This is a genomic window from Paraburkholderia sp. RHO2 (genome assembly GCF_050955445.1).
Lineage (GTDB): Bacteria > Actinomycetota > Actinomycetes > Mycobacteriales > Mycobacteriaceae > Prescottella > Prescottella agglutinans_A.
In genome coordinates this window covers 338394-359251 of sequence record NZ_CP162618.1, presented here as the reverse complement: position 1 = coordinate 359251, position 20858 = coordinate 338394, and the positions used below count along the sequence as shown (strand labels likewise).

Here is a 20858-nt window from a genome sequence, read left to right as displayed (position 1 = left end):
CGCTCACCCATGGTGACGAGGCACTGACGCAGCCTCGCCTACACCCCTCTGTTCTTCTTCGTCCGTCGAAATGCCCTCGCAGCATTCGGATTTCAGCAGGTCTGGCGGCTGCGCGTGGATCCCGCCGATAGCCCGCCAAATCCCGGATCGCCTGCTCAAGCACAATGAGCACTTATGATGGGCGGAGGATCAGGAGTTTCTGTAGGCTCCGTTGTCCGAGGGGGCGTGGAAATGGTGAGTGCAGCGCAGGCCGAAGAGTGGATGCGGAGCTACGTCGCTGAAAGCCTCTCCCAAACCGATATCGAAACGTTCATCGACGGTGTCACAAAGTCCATGGGATCGGATGTCCCCGAACTGTCTGCCGACGCAGATGTTCGGAGGGACCTCCAGTTGGCCGTCCGCAGCCAGTTTCGCAACATCCTGGCCGCGAGGCAATCCGACACCATGCCCTTGTGGTCTGCTCCGGTAGCCGCGGAAGCTCATTCGCTCGCCCGAACGATCGCGCGGCGGGGACTCGAACTGCGGGTTCTCTCCAACCTGTACCACGCCGCTCACCGGGCCGTGTGGCGGTTCGTAACGGAGTTCATCAACAGCGCCGCCGTGACCGCGGACTTCAAGGTGCAACTCGTCGTCATGATGTGGGAGCAGACGAGCGAGGTCATGAACTCAATGCTCGAGGAACTCGCCGCCACCTACACGCACGAACGTGAGAGGCTCCTCAGCGGAACATTCTCCATGCGGGTGAACACGGTCCGTGAGATCCTGGACGGCAAACTTGACAGCGCCGAAGACGCATCCGTACAGCTCAGCTACCCGGTCCACCGCGTCAACACCGCCGTGGTGTTGTGGACGACCGACCACGCGATCTCGATCGATTCGCGGATCTTTGAGCCACTCGCATCGCGGCTAGCGCGGTCCGCATCAGCGACGGAGTTCCTCTGCGTACCATCCGGCGCGCGGGGATTGTGGGTTTGGATGGTGACAGGGAACGACGAAGAATCCACAATCGATTCCACACTCGTACCTCCTGGTGTGAGGGTTGCATTAGGCCGGCCAGGGCAGGGCATCGACGGTTTTAGGCGAACTCACCGAGAAGCCCTAGCGGCTCAAGAGATCGCCACGTCCGCACACCGGAGCCTGCCCGTTACCAGCTATCGAGACGTCGAACTCGTCTCAATGCTCGCGTCCCGACCTCACGCCATGAGCACACTTGTCGAACGGGAGCTACCCGGGCTCTTGGGCGACGACGAGCTGTCCGCACGACTCCGCAGTACGCTGCGCGCCGTACTGTCGCACCCAGGAAACTTCGAGGCCGCCGCTCGCCAACTCTCTGTGCACAAGAACACCGTGAGATATCGCGTGCAACAGATCGAGGAACGCCTCGGACAGCGGATCGCTCGCCGCGCACTGCACCTCGAACTGGCACTCGACTGCTTCGACGCATTCGGGGACAACGCGATCGCACATGTACCCACCGAACAAAAGGGTCCAGGCAGCTTGGTCAACTAGGCCAAACCACTGCCCCGGCTTGCCTGCAAGGCTGACTAGCAACAGCCCGAACGAGGAGCCAAAAGTGTCCACACCAAGCATTTCTGAAGGTTTCGATCCCACCGATCCGGACATCTACGTCACGCACGTGCCACACGCGGAGTTCGCGGAACTACGCAAGACAGCTCCAGTCTGGTGGTGCCCACAACCACCGACTACCGGCGGCTTCCACGACGATGGCTACTGGGTCGTTACGCGACACGAGGACGTCAAGGAGGTCTCGCGCAGCAACGTATACTCCACGTGGGAAAACACCGCGATCGTGCGGTTCGACGACGACATCCCTCGCGAGGCAATCGAACTGCAGCGTCATATTCTGCTGTTCAAGGACGCCCCGGAGCACACCAAACTGCGGAAGATCATCGCCCGCGGCTTCACCCCACGCGCAGTGGCCAGCCTGAAGGAAACTCTGTCCGAGCGAGCCGCGAAGATCGTCGCGGAAGCGCTTGCCTCCGGGGCAGGCGACTTCGTCACCCAGGTCGCGAGCGAACTCCCGCTGCAAGCGATCGCGGAGCTCATCGGCATCCCGCAACAGGATCGTGGCAAGGTCTTCGACTGGTCCAACCAGATGACCGGATACGACGACCCGGAGTTCGAAGGCGACCCCCAGGTCGCATCGATGGAACTCCTAGGCTACGCCTACCAGATGGCAGAAGACCGGAAGAAGTGCCCCGCTGACGATATCCTCACCCAGCTGCTTCAGGCCGACATTGACGGTGACGAGCTCAGCCCCGAGGAGTTCGGGTTCTTCGTCATCCTGCTAGCAGTTGCGGGCAACGAGACCACCCGCAATGCCATCACCCACGGGATGATCGGCTTCCTCGAGAACCCCGACCAGTGGGAGCTCTACAAGAAAGAGCGCCCGCGCACCGCAGCCGATGAGATCGTTCGCTGGGCCAGCCCAGTCACCGCATTTCAACGGACGGCGTTGGAAGACACCACGCTTGGCGGTCAGAGGATCAGAAAGGGCGACCGGGTAGCAATGTTCTATGCATCGGCGAACTTCGACGAGGACGTCTTCGACGACCCTATGAAGTTCGATATCACGCGGGACCCAAACCCGCACTTGGGCTTCGGTGGGACTGGGGCCCACTTCTGCATCGGCGCAAATCTGGCACGACTCGAAATCGACTTGATCTTCAACGCCATTGCCGACCACATGCCCGACATCACGAAGCTGGGCGACCCGAAGCGACTCCGTTCCGGGTGGCTCAACGGCATCAAGGAGTTCGAGGTCGACTTCGGTGGCCGGTGCCCGATCAATCACTAAGAGCTTGTCTCACGTGGGAAGTTTCTTGAAACAGGTCAGCGCGGCCGCAAGGTGAAGGAATGCGATGAAGTGCTCGCCAGAGCGTTCGTAGCGAATAGTCAGCCTGCGGTAGCCGGTCAGCCAGGCGAAGGTGCGCTCGATCTTCCATCGGTACCGGCCGAGTCGGTCATTGCGGTCGATGCCGCGTCGGGCGATACGCGGGACGATGCCGCGCTCGCGGAGCCAGCGGCGATGCTTGTCGTAGTCGTAGCCCTTGTCGGCGCGCAGCTTTGCTGGTTTGCGTCGACGAGGCCCGCGTCGGGACTTGACTGCCGGGATCGCATCGCCCATGGACTGCAGCAGGGTGCTGTCGTGGGCATTGGCGCCGGAAATGTCGACAACCAGCGGATTCCGTTGGCATCGGACAGGACATGGATCTTCGATCCCTGTCCGCGGTCTGCCAGATCGTTCGGATGCCGTGGGCATCGAGTAGATCGATCAGGTCGTCGGCGGGTTTGGCCGGTACGACTAGCGCCGCTGAGGACGCGCCGACGTAGCGGCGGTAGTCGAGGATCTGTCCGAGTGCGAGGCGGATTGTCGGCCGGTCGGCCGTGGCCTTGACCTCGATCAATTCGTCGGTCGTGTGGTCGTAGAGATCGGGGTAGAGGTCGCTGTCTCCTTCGGGGAAGGCGATTCGGTGTCGGGAGAGCTCGTGTCCGAGGCCGCGGAGGTGTCGGGCGTACTCGCGCTGCAGTTGGGCCTCGTGTCGCTCGCGGTCTCGGGGTGCGGGCTCCGGAGTCGACGAGCTCGTGAAACGTTCGGTGTGACTGACTTCGAGCGGCACGGATGTCACGGTCGGCACCCGCGGACGAGCTGCGGAGGGGCCGTCTCGCACGTCGTCGAGGTTCAGATCGCGCAGCAGCGGGGGCAGCGTCTGGTGGTCGCCGATGATCTGCGCGAGAGCGGCGACGGCGCGGTCAGCGAAGGCGGGTTCCGTGACGATCCGTTCGTGGGCGGTCCGCGACAGGCCGGCGGGCAGGTTCAAGCGGTTGACGTCCTTGTGCGTCACCGATCTGCCGTCAGGAACGACGAGTTCCCACCACGGTGATTTCTTCAGTGCGAACCACGGATTCGCGGGAGAAGGCGCGCTGTGGTCGAGCTGAAACGGGCTGAGACACCGCTGTAGCTCGGGTGACGCCTCCTGGTACGGCACCAGCCTGGGTTCGCCCGCTCGGGCGCGCGAGATCGCCCACAGAAGTGTCACGGGCTGATAGAAGGCGGGCTTTCCGTCTCGGTTGACGTGGGGTCGAAGGTCTTTCAGGTCACCAAGCAGCGTCGCCTCTGCGGGTGTGTCCTCCTGCTCGGCGATGGCGACCACCTCGGATCCTGTGCGCTCGAGAACGCGGATCACCGGATCCCCGCCACTGAATTCCGATGACGTGAGCAGGGTGCCGGTCGCGTTTCGGTGGGCGACACCGACGATCGCTTTCGAGTCGTAGAGCTTTCCGTTGTATGCGAGGCGGTACTTCGTGGCGGCACCGAAGCCGTAGTCGGTGAGGAACCTGTCCTGCCGAAGTCGATCGTGCTCGTCGAGTGCGTCGAGGATCGCTGATCGCGTGATGTCCGCCTGGTGACTGCCGGATCCGACTCGAGGTCCGCTGGGCTCATAGTCAGCCCGCGCGGAGTTAGAGATCGCTGGAACTGCGCTGCGCCCTCCGCAGACTGACACCCGGTCGTTGCCGAGTAGTCAACGGCCACAACAATGCTGCCTCGGTCCTGCTCGATCAGATCACCTTTCGGTGCGGCAGGTGCGACACCGACGTTCCTGCCCAATCACAGTGGGACACGCCGAACGCGCCGATCCCTCGGCCGCTGCGGCGCAGCCTCCCGTCCTCGGATAGTTCCCAGGCTCCCGTGGGGTCCCTTCCCGATGAGGCGATCATCTCCCCAGAAGGCCCTTTCCTTTCCCTAGCACGGAATATAGGATTTCCTATAGAGGGAGGGAGTGACATGACAATCAAAATGGACCCCGAGCAGCTGATCGCAGACCTGGGCCGGCAGAAGGCCCGGGAGACCGCCGCCCACATCGCGTATCTGCGGTGCCTGCGCCAGCTCCACGAACGCGGGTACACGCAGGTCACGCTGGCCAGGATGGTCAAGGTCAGCCAGCCGACGATCAGCGACATGCTCCGCCGCGCCCGCATCGACGCACCCGATGTTCGCCCCGGCACGCACGGCGGCACCGCCTACGAGATCGCGGCCCGCTACGCCGCCGGCGAGATCGACCGCGCTGTCGCACTGCGCGAGCTGATCGGATGGCAGTACGAACCACCCGCCGACCCGAACCCGTTCGAGTGGGTGAACGACGGCGCCCCTGTGGTCGAGGGCAGCTTCAACTTGCAGATCGGCCGTGCGCTGCGCGACGGGCTCCTCACCGACGAGGACTACGACGCCCTCCTCGATGCCCTCGCGGACGACTGACCTGTGCCGACACCCGACGAGATCGAAGCCCGCCGCGTCTACCTCGCTTCTCTGTCCACCCGGGACGCGGACAGTCCCCTCCAGCCCGACACCCCGCACGCCTCGGTGAACAATCGCCGATGGTTCCGGCACATCGACGGCAAGCTGACTCCCACACTCCGCCGCGCGAGGCTGCACGAGCAGATCCTCGAGCAGTGGCGGGAGTCGAACCCGAACGTCGCAGCGGAACGGATGGCCATCATCATGGCGGGCCCGCCCGGCGCCGGTAAGTCCTCGACACAAGACCAGCTCTTCGACGGGCTGGATCGGAGTCAATGGCGTGAACTCGATGCCGACGTGTTCAAGCGGGACCTCCTGAAGGCGGCGGTCGCGGACGGCACACTGCAAGAGCTGCTGCCGCCGCATCTGCGCGCGCGGCCCGGCGAGGCCAGCCGCTTCTATCCGCTCGAGCTGTCCGCTCTCGTGCACCGCGAGTCGACGGACTTCCTCTTCGATGCCGCTATGCGCGAGTCCGTTGCCCGCGGCGAGAACCTCATGATCGACGGCACCCTCTCATGGAAGGCCCACGCCGAGAGACTGGTTGGCGACCTGAGCCGGGCCGGTTACACGATCCGGGTCGTCGACGTCGAAGCCCCGCAGGAGGTGGCGGCGGACCGGATCGTCCACAGATGGCGCCTGGGCCTCCAAGGCGCTCTCGAACACCCGGCCGACCCCACCGCTCAACTCGGCGGCCGGTGGGTGCCCGCGACCGCCGTCGCCGGCCTGTTCACCGAGTTCCGCGAACCCGACAAGTTGCCGCTGCACGGCAAGTCCGTCACCGAAGTCAACGCCTCAGAGGTCAGCGCAGCACACACCGCGGTCACCCAGTACGACCTGTACCGGACAGCGGCCGCCGATCTGCCCGCCGAACACGTCGAGCGGCGTGAACGCCTCGCCGAAGGCGGGCAGCTGACCGTGACCTGGACCGCCGCCAGCACGACACCACAGCCACGCGGGGCCGAGCACCGCGAACCAGTCAGCGCCATCGTCGAACCCAGCGAACTGATCACTGTCTTCGGCGATGCCATCGTCGAACCGACCGAACCGATCGCCGAGCGGCCAGTCGACGAAAGTGTCGCCCGCGGCCTCGGTGCCGGCACAAATCTCCGGCCGCTACGCAACCTACGCAGGCCGGAACCGAAGCCCGACCACCGCCCATCGGTCGACGAAACCCGCACAGCGTCACGAGGACTCGACCACGGTGTGGGCGGCGAACACGGCTTCTGACCCACACCGGCATCGGCCGCAAAACCGTCCTAGGATCGACCGGACGGGTGGGGCGAACTCTCCTTGCTCGCCCCACCCTCAGACAGCACAGACACTCTCACTACTGGTGGGCGATACCTGACCGACCGCCGCAAGTCCGGCGCTTGAGGCGAAGTCGCGCAGAGCAGGAGCGATCGCCAAAGATTGTCAGGGGACCGGGCTACGGTCTATCCCAGCGGCAAGGAGTGGGCCGCTACCCAACACGACATGGTTTGGGGCTCAGCGAGGTCCCGGCCCGGATCCGCGGGCCGAGGCCCTCGGATCTGCTGGTAGTGGCCCACTCGGCGTCAGTGCGATCGCGCCAAGCTCATCCGTCAGCTTCACCGGATTAACGCTTCTCCTGTCTGAAGGCAGGAGATTTCACGCTCAGACCGCAACCGGACCATCCCCCCCGAGGGAGGCGATCTGATTGTCTGACGTCGTCGACACGTGTGTGGCCGCGCTCTGCCACAGCCAGGATCACCCCGGCAGCGTTCCGATCCCGACCCGCGGTGTACCCGCAGGCCGTGCACCGGAAGAGTCGTTCGCCGAGTCCGAGTCGCTGCTTGGCTCTCGCGAAACAACCCGAACACCTCATCGTCGTATAGGCGGGCCGCACCAACACCACCCTCCGGCCAGCCCGCACACCACGCTCGAGAAGTTCCCGTTTCGCCGCGCCGATCGCCGCATCCGCGGCCTTACGCGCCATCGACGACCGCGCCAAGAACCTCGGTGTGAAGTCCTCGACCGCGATCAGATCATGGCGCTCGACGACCTTCTTCGCCCACACACGGGAGTCATGCTCAGTTTGGCGGGCGGCCTTCTTGTGCAGCCTCGCCGCCTCCCGCCGCGCACGCAGGTAACCATTGGATTGTGGTCCGCGTTTGCCGGTGTGACGACGGGCCATCTTCTGTTGCGCCCGCGCGAGTTCCGCAGCGCACCGTTTGCGGTGCCCGAGATACGGCAAATCGAACTCGCTGTCGGTCGTGGTGGCGGTAGTGGACACACCCCAGTCGACACCGATCCCACCCGCCCCCTCCGGCACGGACGGGACCTCACGTCGGACAACGAACGAGGCATACCAGTTCCCCAGCGAATCCCGCGTGATCCGAACACTTGTCGGCTCCGACGGCAACCCCCGCGACCACACCACCGGCACCGAGACACCCTTCGGCAGCACCAGCCGGCCGTCGCGGATCCGGAACCCCCCGGCGCGTGAACTCCAACGACAACAGAGCCTTCTTACGCGACTTGAAAACCGGCCAGCCCCGACCCTTCACCGTGAACGACTGCTCCAGCGCCTGCGCATTGGTGCGCAACGTCTGCTGCTGCGCCACCTGCGAACCCTCTCGCAACCACGCATTGCGCGACCGCGACGCGGTCAGGAACCTCGACAGCTTCCCGAACGTCGACCGCCCACCCGACTTCTGCTGGTGGACAGCCTCGTTCCACAGAAACCGGCACCGATGCCACTCCCCAACCAGTACACGCTGCGCCCGCGACCCAGGCCGCAGGCGATACGTGTACCGCACAACTTCCCCACACACGGCAACCTAACCGACACCACCGACAGAAAGGAGGACGGCGCTTCCTCTCCCCGTGAACGAGAGAGTATCCGCGCCAAACATCCGATGACCGAGACACAGTCAGCGCCAGCCCGCGCGAGACCAGTTCGCGCTCTACGACATATCACGGTGTGCATACCCAACAAGTCGGTGCCGTGGGGTAGACACACTTCGACAACTACTTGGGCGGGGAGATGCTCACCCCGCCGGTACAGGGGGGATCCAGTGGCCGTGTTTCTCATCTTCAACGCACTCTCCATGCTCAGTGCGATCATCTGCGCGCGGCGGTCGTATCGCCGCCACGGCCGCGGCGGCCGCGCGGTGATGGCCGGCATCGGAGGGCTCTTGATTCTCCCGTTACTCGTCGTCGTAGGGGTGTATCTGGCACAGCCCAGAGACGTTCGCGTCAGCTAGCCACGCCGCTTAACCGCAGGTCAAACTCACCTAGAGGGCATTACTGTAGTAATATCTATCTCGATGCCGCCCATCGTACGTGGGGACTGCGCGTAAACGCCGCCGCAGCCGAGGAGCTCGTGTGCACGCGAAGACGCCGATCACGGCGCGGTCGAGTGCGAGGAGCATGGAGCACACCATGGCACCGCGGGACGAGGAGTCCCCGGGACAGACCCCAGGAAATCGACCCGCTGATCGCGGCCGAGACACGACGGACCCTCACCGAGGGGATCGGGATCGACCCAGCATCGCCCCCAGCCAGCAGCAGGCCCAGACCGACGGGGAGGCGCTGCGCCTACAGAAACTGACCGAACACGCAGCACAGGACGCCGAAACAAGCAAGGACATCGAGCCCGCAGGACACGAACCAGCACGCGGCGCAGGCAAATGCGCCGGCATGGCGAGCCGCCCGGAAGGTGGTCCTCGAACAGGAGCCGTATCCACAGGTGCGGGCAGCGCGAGCGGACTTCGAGGCCTGGGCCGACAGCGTGACCGAACATCAATGGGACGCAGCACGCACAGCACCGGATCCGAATCGCTGGCGCACGCCGAACGTGCGGCCGCTGAAGGCAGCAGAGCGGACCGTCGAGCGGGTATGGCTCGAGAAGCCCGGGTCGTTCCGCAGCCTGGCGCAGGCACCGATCGCGCAACGGATCGAGGACAACCAGCCGGTACCGATGACCGCGCACGATCCGATCATCGACGACCTGACGGCACTGATCAACGACGAGATCGCGCGCAACCCGCCCGCGGACCCGGAGCTACCGTTCTAGCCCAGGCCAGATGGGCGAAGGTCCGTGACCAACTCACCGAACTGGAGCGGCAGGGAAAGCACCTGTCTCGCACCCTGACAGCCGCCGAACAGGCACTGGCCACCGCACACGAGCATCGCCTCGGTGACGAAGTCGAGGTCACCTGCCAGTTCATCAACACCGCCACCGCGCAGCTGAGGCGGATCCGCGCGCAGTGGCGCATACTCAACGACCGCGAGAGGGCGCTCCGCGACGAGGCCCAGTGTCGGCATCAACCCGGCACCGCCGAACTCCATCCCGACTATAGGCATGAACGAAACCACACTCCCGAGAAGGAACTCGACTCGTATAACACGGCCGACTTCACGATCCGACTGGCGCAAACGTCACCGCCATAGGATCGCGACATCGGTGGGGCGTCACCCACTTCAACTCGCGCCACCCGCACACATCAGATAGGGAACCATGAGCACCGAGAAGATCAGCGAAGCCGACGCACGAGCGGCCTACGCACGCCTTGCACCGATCGTCGAAATGGATGGGGCAACCGTCGACCCTCGCGATGAGGAGCTGACCGTGCAGCTCCTGCAGGGAACCATCACCTTCGAGGAAATGATCGCAGAGATCCTGCGCGAGAAGAACATCGGCACGTGACCAAGCCACCGGTCTGGGCGAAGAACTATGCCGACGCCTGTACACGGCAGTCACGCGTGAACAACGCACGATCTGGCTCCGGCATCCACAGAGTCGTGGCTGCGCTGGAGTCGTAGCTGTTGGTGATGAAGTCGAGCAGGGTGGTGAGCTGCGGATTGTCGGTGGCGGTGTGCCGCCACAGCAGCGCCACCGGGTAAGCGGGCGTCGGGGTGACGATGGGGATGCGGCGGATCTTCGGGTGCCATGGTGTCGTGGTTCCTTCCCCGCCGAAGGTCGCCAGCGTGGCCGACTCCGCGACGCGGTCGATGATGTTCGCGAATCCGATGCCGCCGGGGTGCGGCTCGGTGTCCATTGTGATGCCGCAAGATTCGGTGAGCTCCGGTAGAAGTCCCCGACCTCGGAGTCGACTCGTCCAGGGCCCCAAGCTCACCGCCAGATCAGTATTCGGGTCATCACGGCCACACACGATGCCGACCCGAACCGCAGCCGAGGTCGAGACCCGGATCGTCGAGCTGCGCATGCGTGACCGCCGTGGACCGGACTGGCTCGCAGCCGAACTCGGGGTGCCGGCGCGCACCGTCTCGCGGGTCCTGCGGCGACAGCGGGCGCCGCACCTGGCAGACGGTGACCCGCTGACCGGCAAGGCGCTCCACTCGCCGAGAACGACAGCCGTGCGCTACGAGCGCGAGTGGCCGGGCGAGCGGGTCCACATGAATGTCAAAAGGCGCGGCCGGATCCCCGACGGCGGCGGATGACGCCCACCCGGACGCGCAAGCGGATCGACCGCCCGCGACCGCAGCACCCGGACAGGACTCGACTATGTACATCCGCTCGTCGACGACCATTCCCGGCTTGCCTCCTCGGAGATCCTCTCGGACGAAAAGGGCTCCACCTGTGCAGGTTTCCTGGCCCGTGCGATCGACTACTTCACCTGCCACGGCATCACCCGCATCGACCGGCTGATGACCGACAACGCCTGGGCCCTCCCGGTGGTCGCTACGGGCGGTCTGCGCCGACCACGGCATCCGGCAGAAGTCCATCAGACCGCACTCCCCGCGGCAGAACGGCAAGGACGAACGCCTCAACCGGACCCAGCAGTGGGCCTACTGGCAGGTCTACACCGGCAACGCCGAACGCGCCGCGGCGCTTGCGCCCTGGCTCGAGTACTACAACACTCGACGACGGCACAGCGCACTCGGCGGCCTTCCTCCCGTCAGCCGTATGGCCCCAACCTGATGGCGGGTACAGCTAGAGGCATTTAGCCTCTCCCCCCGCCCGGGAGCGAGGATGCTCGGTGCTGCTTTCAGGTCCCGGTCGTCGACCGCCCGCACGGACACGTCCACGACCGGACCTTCCGCAGCCTCGGACCCTCGGCCCGCCCGCGCACCGAGCCTGCGACGAGGGGAAGAACCTGCCCACCCTGGCGAAGGCCTGCCCACGCACGGGCGACCTTCTCTCCAACACTTACGCCGATATTCGAGGCCACACCTCCCTGTTAACCGGACGCAGCGACTCGCAGCCTTCGCTGATGCCCGAGGACACCGGCCCGACGAGTTCGGCCGCGCTGCACTCCTCATCCGCCAACGCGGCACAAGCAAGAGGTGCCGCTCAACCAGCTCGAAGACCAGGACCACGCCCGTGGATGGCTCGTCATCGCGCAGCGAGTCCCCGCGTGATGACCTCGCAAACCACCCACAGCGTCCCTCGCTCTCGACACCAGCCTGGCTTCCTGGGACGCTTTGTACGGAGCATCATTCAATCCACGGGGGCCGGGGTGGAGTGGCCATGGGAAGCACACGAGGAGTCCTCGGAGCGACCTCTGATCGTCGTCGTACCAGCAGCTCGTACGTCTCGGCAGGCATGGCCCTGAGCTGTTTGATGTTTGTGATCGCCGTCGTGTTGATGTCGGGATGTGCCAAGCAGAATCCTGATCCGTACGGGGCCAAACCGCCGGAATCCGCGGGTATGCCGGAATCCAACGGTGAGCCAACAGATTCTGCAAACGCGCCGGGTGATCCGGACGGCGGCCGACCCCCGGCCGCGAAGGGCTCACCGATCAAGATTCCGTACTTCCAGGAGCGTGGCAAAGAGTTCGACACGGACTTGAAGAAGGACATCGAATCCGCATTCGCACAGGCATGCAAGGATGCGGGCAACAGTCCCGGCTGCGTCACGCTGTCGTATGTGATCACCTCTCCGGATCATGGGCACTGCAGGTTCGCCGGATTCGACCCCGATCGTCCGAAAGAAAGTGATGTTGTGACGGTCGATGCCGGGACGGCCGTAGTAGTCAAGCTCAGCGGCAGCGAGCCGTGTCCGCTCTCTTACACAGACAACAGCACGACAAGCAGCACCACGACCGGCAACAGCACGACGGGCAAGACCACGACAGGCAGCACCACGGCGGGCAGCACCACGGCGGGCAGCGGTACGACAGGCAACGGCACGACAGACAACGGTACGACAGGCAACGGCACGACAGACAACGGCACGACAGGCAACGAGGTCGGGCCCACGGAACCGGCCGCACCTTCCGGCGGATAGTCAGCGACCTCTGGAAAGCGCATGCCAGACAGTCTCAGGTCCAATCGGCGTGTTCGGGCTCCAGGCCGTACACGAAAGGTGACCACGGGCCTGCGCCGTCCAGCTACGAGACAACCCGTGACAGGTAGTGATTCACCCGTAGATACCGGCCTATCCCGGTTTGGCAGGGTAGTCCGCAACATCGCCGCACCGACGACCCTGCTCACCGCACTGTTGTTCTTCTTCGGCTGGTCGCATGCATACTGGTTCTTCGACTACTTCGGCGTCAACTCGACGACGCTCGGGCTGACGACCCAGGACTATCTGATGCGCAGCCAGGATTCCCTCTTCGTCCCGCTCGCAACCGCGGCGTGCTTACTCACGGTGCTCCTTCTCTTTCGCAGGATCTTCCGTGAGTTCGTGCTACCGCGGATCGATGCCAGCCGTCGATCGCTGACAATCGGAGCTGCCGTCATCGGACTGATCCTTGTCGGCATCGGTCTGACCAGCAGCGTCGTAAATACAGTGCTCGACAGGTATATCGCTCTGCCGGGCTTGTCCATCGTGGCCGGGACACTGTTGATCGTCGCGGCCCTCCAGCTGCGGCGCACCAATCAGCAGATCGACACGTCGTATGCAGACTCGCTCAGCGCGGGCGAGTGGGCGACGGTCTTCATTCTCGTTGGTCTCGGCCTGTTCTGGGCCGTCTCCGACTACTCGGCCGCTGTCGGAACCCGACGTGCAATGGAACAGGTCGAACACCTCGCGGAACAACCGAGCGTGTCGATCTATTCATCGAAGAGCCTTGGTCTTTCCGCGCCCGGCGTCGTAGAGCTTGGCTGCAAAGGCGCCGACGTGGCCTACCCTTTCCGCTACGACGGACTGAAGCTCATCCTTCAGTCGGGGGACCAATATCTGTTGCTGCCGGCCAAATGGAGCCGTGGCAACGGAGTCGCCTTCCTGCTGCCACGATCCGAGGCGATCCGTATCAACTTCACCCCGGTGGGAGCCGCCCCGCCGCCCGAACAATGTGGATGAGCACCCGCGCCCTCACCGACCTCCGTCAGCGGGCGGAGCGGGTGACAGCGTCCCGCTACGGCCATTTTGCCGCCGGACTCAGCGTTTGCGGCGTCGAGCAAGACTGTGCAACTGGGGTTGGAAGGCAATGCGGTTGGGACGGAATCAGCTGCCGGCGGTAAGTGCGACTTCCTCGTAGTCGAATATCGTGCCGGTCGATTCGTCGAGTGCTGACCTCACAACTCCTCCAATTGATCCGAACCTTCTTCCACGACCGGACCCCGATCGACATGCTCAAGGCGTACGGCTCGCACCGGACCTCTACATGAGAGTCGACGAAGACAGTCTCAGCGCACCCACCCACCGTCGTCGCCAACCTGACAGCGACTGCGCGGGCGCATGGCTTCGTGTGGCACCGCTATTGCGGCACAGCAATGTTCACCCCACATGACGACAGAGGGGCCATCACGAGCCTCGCAGACCTACAGGCCGCGGCTCTGCCCGCGACGGTGACCGGCCTGATCGCCCGGTTCGGCGATCGCCGCGCCGATTCCGCGGCGCTGCAACATTGCCCGGCGGGATCAGGACGAGTAGGCCGTGTCGCCGCGGACACGGTCCGGTCGGGTACGCGGCGCCGTCCGTCCTCGACCCGCGGACCCCTTCAGCTGGTCGAGTGGACGCCGGAAGGCCGACGGCCGCCGAGAAGAACCATATGATCGACACGACGGATGGGACGAGATGCACTGTCGCGCCTCACCCGGTCCGATCGCACACATTCTCACTCCTGGGGGTCACATGACCAGCAGCCGCAAGACCGACGCGCAAGCACGCGCCTCGCTCGCCGCGATGGAACCAATTATGGCGATGGAGGGGCGCAGCATGAGCGAGAACGACAAGGAACTCCTCGTCGACGTCATGCGCGGCACCAAGAGCCTCGACGACGTGCGCGCTGCCCTGCTCCACGAGAACGGGTTCGGAACGCACTGAGATGGCTCCACGCTTCTCGCAGGAGTGGGTCGACTACTTCATCCCCGAGACCGTCGCGTGGCATCCGGACGGGATGCCCGACCTCGACAAGGCGGTCATGAAGAACCTCGTCATCCAGACGCCCGAGTACCCGCACGGCGTGCCTGACGCCGACACCCTCCACCGGTACGAGGGCATCGCCACGTACATGCGCATGGACGAGCTGAACGATAACCCGATACCCGGCCGGTTCAACCTCAAACATCTCCAACGCATCCACCACCGCATCTTCCAAGACGTCTACCCGTGGGCCGGCGAGCTGCGCACCGCACCCCGCGACTGGGCGATGGTGAAGACAGGTCCCGACGTCGCCGCCGTGCGCGCCACCGCGCGCAGCGCGCCGGAGATCCCGCACGCCTATTTCACCGCCCGCGAAGTACCTCAGGCCGCGACCGCGGCACTCGACCGCATCGCCGCGAAGGACAACCTACGCAGCATGAGCCGCAACCAGTTCATCAACGAGCTCACGAAGATCTGGGCACGCGTCAACTACGTTCACCCGTTTCGAGAAGGAAACACCAGAACCCAGTTCGCGTTCTTCCGACAGCTCTCCTCCGAAGCCGGGTACGTCCTCGACACCGAACGCTTCCGCGACGGCAACCACACGAAACAGAACGACAACTCGCCCGTCGGCGATCTGCGCGAGCAATTCGTCTGGGGCCGCTTCGAATACATGCAGACCGGCGATCTTCGACTGATGCGCGGCGCACTCGACGCCGCCATCATCGAAGCCCCTGGCGTCGACCACGGCGCGACCAAGTCGGCAGCCGCGCCGACCATCGAACGCGACTTCGACGCGAACGCTCTCAGCGCCGCACCCACCGGACACGTCCGATCGGCGAGCGCGATGATGTCCGGTTGCAACGCCGCACCGAGTGCAGCCGAGGAGCACGACCGCGTGAACACCGAGCGATCGCAGACCCGTTCCGTCGACGCCGGGTACGAGGTCTAGACGAGAGTCGCCGGCCGGGGCAGGGGTCTGTCTGCACATGGAACAACGCTTCCGCGCTGTAACCGTTCCCGAGAGCTTCACGCACCGCGAGTGAGCGCTGATCGCGAGTCCAGCCTCGCTCGTCGATCACCGCTCACCGATCCGTCACGACGCGACAGTGGCCGACTCGGTGAACGCCTGTGGGGCGGCGGTATCTGCGCTAGCCGCCGACGAACTGTTCTCAGCCATGTCGAGGGCGATACCTGCAGCTGCTAGGTTCTTCTTCGCTTGCTCGACAGTCCTCTTCGCCTCGCGGGTACTAACACCCAGGACCGAGGCAAGCTCGGTCACCGACGCATCGGCGCTGAACATGACGACGGCCCGCGCGTAATCAATCAGCAGAGCATCCTCCTGCGCTTGCTCCTCCGGCGTCAGGCCACCGTCCGCTGACTCGGCTTCCTTCTGCGCCGCCTCGATCTTCGCAGCAAACTCTTCACGGATCTTCTCGATCTTCTTGTCCCGTGCCTTCACCAACTGCTCGATCTTCCGCTCGGCCGCAGTCGACCGCGAGTCGACGATCGCATCTAGCTTGGCCAGCTGTGCGGCAACTTCATTGATCGGTCCGGCCAGCTTCTCCAGTTCTGCCTGCCGCGCGAGCAGGCGCTCCCGCTCCCGACGGAGGTTCTCGCGAACATTCGGGGCGGTGTGGGGGCGGAGGGAGCGGCGTGCCGCCGCGTTCGAGGACGTGGCCATGGGCCGCAGTGTATCGGCTCACTGCGGGCGGGGCGGGCGGGGCGTTCCGCACCTGCGGAGCCGGTGCCACTTCACGTGTCAGAGCTTTGGTCACCTCCACGACGAATCGACCTGTCAGGTGCCTCACACGCGCAGCCCCCCAGGGCATCCAGAACCATCGAGGTTCAAGATGCCCTGGGCTGACCTACGGTCAGCCCAAAAACCCTTACACACCTCATGCACTAAAGTTGCGAGCTGGCACAATGGCCCGCGTGATGACTGTCCACAAGCTCAGCGCGGGTGACGGTTACACGTATCTGACCAAGCACGTCGCGACCGGCGATGCCACCGAGTCGCGCAAGGCTGATGCGGTCGACTACTACGTCGCCAAGGGCACTCCCCCGGGCGTCTGGTGCGGCAAGCTCGCCGAGAAGGTCGGCGTCGCCGTCGGCACCGAAGTCACCGAGGACGCTATGCGTTCGGTGTTCGGTGCGGCACGCACACCGAACGCCTTCGCGACCCGGCCTGGGAAGGGAGCTTCGCTCGACGAGCGCCTGGATTGGTCCGCGAGCACTGCTCTCGGCAAGGCGTTTTCGTGGTACGAGAACAGCCAGGAGTTCGTCAACGACGTCGAGGAGCGTTGCTCCGCGTACAAGGCCACCTACGGCGAGTACCCGGATTCTGCTGCGCGGGCGGAGATCCAGCGCAGTACGGCACTCAAGCATCTGCGCCGCACCAGGGGCGACCGGGCCGACCTGTTGAGCGACGAGGAGATCACTAAGTTCGTCAGCGAGCAGTACGCGAAGATGCGACAGCCCGTCGCCGGGTACGACCTGGTATTCACTCCGGTGAAATCGATCTCCCTGCTGTGGGCTCTCGGAGACGCACGAGTGAAACAGGCTGTCGAGAAAGCTCACCGTCAGGCGGTCGACGAGACGCTGTCGTGGATCGAGGACGAGGTGATCTACACCCGCCGCGGCGCTGGCGGCGCGCGCAAGGTCAAGGCCGAGGGTCTGCTGATCGCACGGTTCGATCACTTCGACAACCGCATCGGTGACCCGAACCTGCACACCCACAGCGCGATCCTCAACCGCGTCCTCGCTGACGGGACGTGGACGACGATCGACGGCAGCGTGCTCTACAAGGCGAACGTCGCGGCGTCCGAGCGGTACAACACCAGGGTCGCTGATCTGGTGTCACGCAAACTCGGTGTCACCTTCGCGCCCCGCACCGATACCCCTGTCGGAAAGCAGCCGGTGTACGAGGTCGACGGAATCCCGGTGAGCCTGCTCGAGGAGTTCTCCCGGCGCGCTCAAATCGAGGATCGGCAAGCCGAGCTCGCGCGCGAGTACAAGGAGAAGTACGGCAAGAACCCGCCGAAGAAGGTCCAGTACGCGCAAGTACAACAGGCGACTCTCGACACCAGGAATGCGAAGAACCCGCCTCGTTCCTTGGCGGAGCTACGGGAAGAGTGGCGCGAACGCGCGTCCGCGATTCTCGTCGAGAACAACCCCCAGGAACTGGTAGATGGCGTCCAGAACGATCGTGACGCGCGTCCGCCGTTCGTGCCGGCGAACCTGCCGTCGCTCGTCGAGGAGGTCGCCGATTCGCTGTCGCGCAAGGCCGGATCGTGGACGGTGTTCTCGCTAAATGCCGAGATTCAGCGCCGTTTGCGGGAGTTCAGCTTCGTGGAGGATTCTGACGTTCTCACGGTCGAGTCTGATGCACTCGAACTCGTGCTTCGCGACTACTGCCTGCCGACCTTCACCGAGGTCTACGACGCTCCGGAGCGGGTGAGCGAGCGGGTCGAGCGTGGCCTTCGGCGCATCCAGGATGTCGATCGCGCCGAGATGCGATACACCGCGCAGTCGGTGCTCGACGCGGAGGAGTTCATGCGCGAGCACGCGGCGATCGACGACATGCACACCGTCGCCGATCGCGTCATTCGCAGGCAGATCCGGCGTGCAGGGAAGAAGGCCGGCCACACTCTCGGGGCAGATCAGGTTGCCATGATCGAGCACTTCCTCACCGCGGGGAAGAAGGTCGCGGTGGCCGTCGGCGCCGCAGGCGCCGGCAAGACCACCGCCGCCGCTGTCATCGCCCGCGCGTGGGAGGACACGAACGGAAAGGTCATCGCGCTCGGCCCGTCAGCCCGCGCCGCCGAAGTGCTCGGTGAGGAGATCGGCGTCGAGGGCCGCACGATCGCGGACGTGCTCACCCGCGCCCGAGTCGGCGTTCCGACCGGTATCGAGTCCGGTGATCTGCTCCTCGTCGATGAGGCCGGCATGGCGTCCGCCCGCGACCTGGCGGACCTGACCCGTATCGCTACCGAGGCTGGCGCGGTGGTGCGTCTTCTCGGTGACCCGCAGCAGCTTGCGTCCGTCGAAGCCGGTGGCGTGCTGCGAGATCTGGCCGAGCGCACCGACGCCCCATTCCTTGAACAGGTCCACCGGTTCACGACCGAGGGTGAGGGCGCCGCGAGCCTTCTGCTGCGCTCCGGAGCAGAGAACGCGCTCGACTGGTACACGCGCCACGATCGGATCAGAGAGGGGATGCGGCACGAGCTCGCCGACAAGGTCTTCGACGCCTATGTCGCCGACATCGAGGCCGGCAAGGTGGCATTGATGGTGGCACCGACGAATGACCTGGTCCGCGAACTCAACACCAAGGCCGCCGCCTACTACCGCGCCGACGGCACCGTCAGCGGGCCCGGCATTGTGCTGGCCGACGGCCTCGAAGCCGCCGTCGGCGACGTCGTGGTCACCCGCAAGAACAACAGCAAGTTCGTTGTGAAGGACTCCGATGGCAAGCGCACCGGTCGCGTGAAGAACGGCGATCTGTGGACCATCGTCGAGATCGGCGACGACGGCTCACTGCGTCTGCGCAACAATGTCTCCCGCGGCGTAGTGACCGTCGCTGCCGACTACATCACCGACAATGTGCAACTCGGCTACGCCACGACCGTGCACCGGTCGCAGGGCATGACTGTCGGTAGCTGTCACGTTCTCGCGGCCGCGAACATGGACCGACAAGCGTTGTACGTGGCGATGACTCGCGGCAAGAACACCAACATCGTCTATGCCGCGCACGACGAGCTTCCGGACTGGGACTTCGAGCATCTACCCGGCGAGCACCCTGCCGCGGTCGATCTTCTTCGCAAGATCGTCGCTCGCGACGGCTCGCAGCGAACCGTCCATCAGATGATCGAGGATGAGCAGCAGCGCGCCGAGTCGTGGGACCGACTGCGCAGCACCTACAACCTCGCCGTCGGCGCACTCTACGAGGATCTGACCGAGAACCTGCTCGGCCGGATCCTCACCGAACGACAATTCTCCTGGGTCCACCAGCTCGGCGGCTGGGAGAAGATCGTCGAGATCGTCGCCCAATCCGAGACGTTCGGCTGGGACACCCGCACGCTGCTCTCCGATGCGGCCGCCAAGATGCGCGCCGCCGGAAAGGCCGGCGAGCTCGATACCGGGCGGCGTGCGCCTGGACGTACCATGGCCAAGGCGCTGCAGGAGACCATCAGCACCAAAAACGCGGACCCGCCGCTCCCCCGGCGGCGGACCGACGCCGTGGCCCGGTACTCGGTTCCCGCCCTCAGCGATGCCGCGGCCGAGACCGATCCGATCCTCGCCGCCCACGCACGCTCGCAGCAGGAGCAGATGCACGCCTACGTCGACTCGTACACGACCACGGCGGTCGAGGAGAAGGCTCCGTGGATCGTGGCGCTGGGCGACCCTGGAAAGGACCCGCGGAAGATCACGCTGTGGGAGGACGCTGCACGCGAAGTGGCGATCTCGCGGATCAAGGCGGACGCACCGGCCGACGAAGCTGACCCGCTCGCGCACCTCTCCCCTGCCTGGGCAGCCAAGGTCGGGCGGACGATCGAGAAGGTACAGGCAGCACCTGCGCGCGAATCTGTCTCACCGTTCGAGAGCTACACGAATGCCGAACTCGTGGTCGCTCGTACGTCGAGTCGCCGTCGTCTCGGGGAGAATCGCGCCGCGATCCTGCGCGCTCAGGACGCGCTTGACGAGGCCCAAGGCAAGGGATCAAGCACGTCCGCCGTGGACACGGCCGTCGCAGCCGTCGAGGCGGACGAGCGGAAGATCCACGCCGTCCGGCACGCCCGCGAGCACCTGGATCTAGTGCAACGCTCCGGTGTCGCGACACCGCAGCAGATCGATGAGGCGGCCCGGACTGTGGCGAACGCCGAGGCGGCCGCTCCACCGGAACGCCACTGGCCGGTGATCGAGAGGTCCGCGCAAACCAATCGTGCCGCCGCCGCACGTCGGACCCGTGCACACGTGACTGATGAGCGTGTGGTCGGCAAGCTCACCGACCGCATCGCACGCCTTGAGAAGTCCGCCGACGCAGAACGCGCGCGTCTCGAACTGATCGACACCGAACTCAAGAACCGCAAGTCGACGGGGACCTCCGGCCCGGCGCAGCGGAAGCGCCCGGGGGCGACACCAGCGCCGCAACCGCTCGGACAGGAGGTCGCACCGAACGTCGAGCGCGATCACGACACCGAACTGGATATGTGAGATCACCGGATCCTCGCAAGGGATGCGAGGGGGGAAGCAGGAGAAACGACATGGCTGACAACGACAACAAGCGCCGACTCCGTCGGCCGATCC

Annotated in this window: 14 protein-coding genes and 4 pseudogenes; 12 read left to right on the top strand and 6 right to left on the bottom strand. The window is 65.0% G+C overall.

All coding sequences use genetic code 11. The features are described 5' to 3' along the window. The first annotated feature begins 231 nt into the window (after positions 1 to 231). Positions 232 to 1509: a PucR family transcriptional regulator gene (locus tag ABTV10_RS26760; protein ID WP_499035326.1), complete on the top strand. Its 1278-nt coding sequence runs from the start codon at positions 232 to 234 to the stop codon at positions 1507 to 1509. Between the two features lie 64 nt (positions 1510 to 1573). Further along, positions 1574 to 2818 (top strand): cytochrome P450, encoded by a 1245-nt coding sequence (locus tag ABTV10_RS26755; RefSeq protein WP_499035325.1) that lies wholly within the window; start codon positions 1574 to 1576, stop codon positions 2816 to 2818. Positions 2819 to 2827: 9 nt separating this feature from the next. On the opposite strand, the pseudogene ABTV10_RS26750 reads toward ABTV10_RS26755, so the two are convergent. Together ABTV10_RS26750 and ABTV10_RS26745 are read right to left on the bottom strand one after the other, a co-directional pair. Further along, positions 2828 to 3255, bottom strand: a pseudogene (locus ABTV10_RS26750) (IS5 family transposase); the annotation flags it as partial. A 449-nt stretch (positions 3256 to 3704) separates the two neighbouring features. Beyond that, a pseudogene (locus tag ABTV10_RS26745) lies at positions 3705 to 4526 on the bottom strand (ScoMcrA-related endonuclease); the annotation flags it as partial. 281 nt (positions 4527 to 4807) lie between these two features. On the opposite strand from ABTV10_RS26745, the gene ABTV10_RS26740 reads away from it, so the two are divergent. Together ABTV10_RS26740 and ABTV10_RS26735 are read left to right on the top strand one after the other, a co-directional pair. Then, positions 4808 to 5278, top strand: coding sequence for a hypothetical protein (locus ABTV10_RS26740; protein WP_499035324.1), 471 nt, complete (start codon positions 4808 to 4810; stop codon positions 5276 to 5278). A gap of 3 nt (positions 5279 to 5281) precedes the next feature. After that, positions 5282 to 6544 carry a zeta toxin family protein gene (locus tag ABTV10_RS26735; RefSeq protein WP_499035323.1) on the top strand — a complete coding sequence of 421 codons (1263 nt, stop codon included), beginning with the start codon at positions 5282 to 5284 and terminating at the stop codon, positions 6542 to 6544. A gap of 367 nt (positions 6545 to 6911) precedes the next feature. Here ABTV10_RS26735 and ABTV10_RS26730 read toward each other — a convergent pair. Beyond that, positions 6912 to 8109, bottom strand: a pseudogene (locus ABTV10_RS26730) (RNA-guided endonuclease InsQ/TnpB family protein). A 917-nt stretch (positions 8110 to 9026) separates the two neighbouring features. Between ABTV10_RS26730 and ABTV10_RS26725 the strand changes: the two are divergent. Beyond that, the gene (locus tag ABTV10_RS26725) at positions 9027 to 9353 is read left to right on the top strand and encodes a hypothetical protein (protein ID WP_499035322.1); all 327 of its coding nucleotides are present in this window, start codon (positions 9027 to 9029) and stop codon (positions 9351 to 9353) included. Here the strand turns inward: ABTV10_RS26725 and ABTV10_RS26720 are convergent. Continuing rightward, entirely contained in the window at positions 9350 to 9643 is a 294-nt protein-coding gene (locus tag ABTV10_RS26720; RefSeq protein ID WP_499035320.1) for a hypothetical protein, read from the bottom strand. The two genes, ABTV10_RS26725 and ABTV10_RS26720, sit on opposite strands and share 4 nt — an antisense overlap. Before the next feature lie 154 nt (positions 9644 to 9797). Here ABTV10_RS26720 and ABTV10_RS26715 point away from each other — a divergent pair, with 154 nt between their 5' ends. Continuing rightward, positions 9798 to 9986, top strand: coding sequence for a hypothetical protein (locus ABTV10_RS26715; protein ID WP_499035319.1), 189 nt, complete (start codon positions 9798 to 9800; stop codon positions 9984 to 9986). Between the two features lie 25 nt (positions 9987 to 10011). Here the strand turns inward: ABTV10_RS26715 and ABTV10_RS26710 are convergent, their stop codons facing one another. Further along, on the bottom strand, positions 10012 to 10338 hold the full coding sequence (locus tag ABTV10_RS26710; RefSeq protein ID WP_499035318.1) for a hypothetical protein: 327 nt from the start codon (positions 10336 to 10338) through the stop codon (positions 10012 to 10014). Positions 10339 to 10435: 97 nt separating this feature from the next. On the opposite strand from ABTV10_RS26710, the pseudogene ABTV10_RS26705 reads away from it, so the two are divergent. The 5 genes and pseudogenes from ABTV10_RS26705 to ABTV10_RS26685 form a co-directional block, all read left to right on the top strand. After that, positions 10436 to 11222 (top strand): annotated as a pseudogene (locus ABTV10_RS26705) (integrase core domain-containing protein); the annotation flags it as partial. A 549-nt stretch (positions 11223 to 11771) separates the two neighbouring features. Beyond that, positions 11772 to 12530 (top strand): hypothetical protein, encoded by a 759-nt coding sequence (locus ABTV10_RS26700; RefSeq protein WP_499035317.1) that lies wholly within the window; start codon positions 11772 to 11774, stop codon positions 12528 to 12530. A gap of 117 nt (positions 12531 to 12647) precedes the next feature. Further along, entirely contained in the window at positions 12648 to 13547 is a 900-nt protein-coding gene (locus ABTV10_RS26695) for a hypothetical protein (protein WP_499035316.1), read from the top strand. Between the two features lie 774 nt (positions 13548 to 14321). Continuing rightward, positions 14322 to 14513, top strand: a complete 192-nt coding sequence (locus ABTV10_RS26690) for a hypothetical protein (RefSeq protein WP_499035315.1) — start codon at positions 14322 to 14324, stop codon at positions 14511 to 14513. A 1-nt stretch (position 14514) separates the two neighbouring features. After that, complete coding sequence (locus ABTV10_RS26685) at positions 14515 to 15504, top strand: Fic/DOC family protein (RefSeq protein ID WP_499035314.1); 990 nt, start codon at positions 14515 to 14517, stop codon at positions 15502 to 15504. Between the two features lie 144 nt (positions 15505 to 15648). Here the strand turns inward: ABTV10_RS26685 and ABTV10_RS26680 are convergent, their stop codons facing one another. Then, positions 15649 to 16236, bottom strand: coding sequence for a hypothetical protein (locus tag ABTV10_RS26680; RefSeq protein WP_499035312.1), 588 nt, complete (start codon positions 16234 to 16236; stop codon positions 15649 to 15651). An 86-nt stretch (positions 16237 to 16322) separates the two neighbouring features. On the opposite strand from ABTV10_RS26680, the gene mobF reads away from it, so the two are divergent. Further along, positions 16323 to 20765 carry a MobF family relaxase gene (gene mobF, locus ABTV10_RS26675; RefSeq protein WP_499035311.1) on the top strand — a complete coding sequence of 1481 codons (4443 nt, stop codon included), beginning with the start codon at positions 16323 to 16325 and terminating at the stop codon, positions 20763 to 20765. Positions 20766 to 20858: the final 93 nt, after the last annotated feature.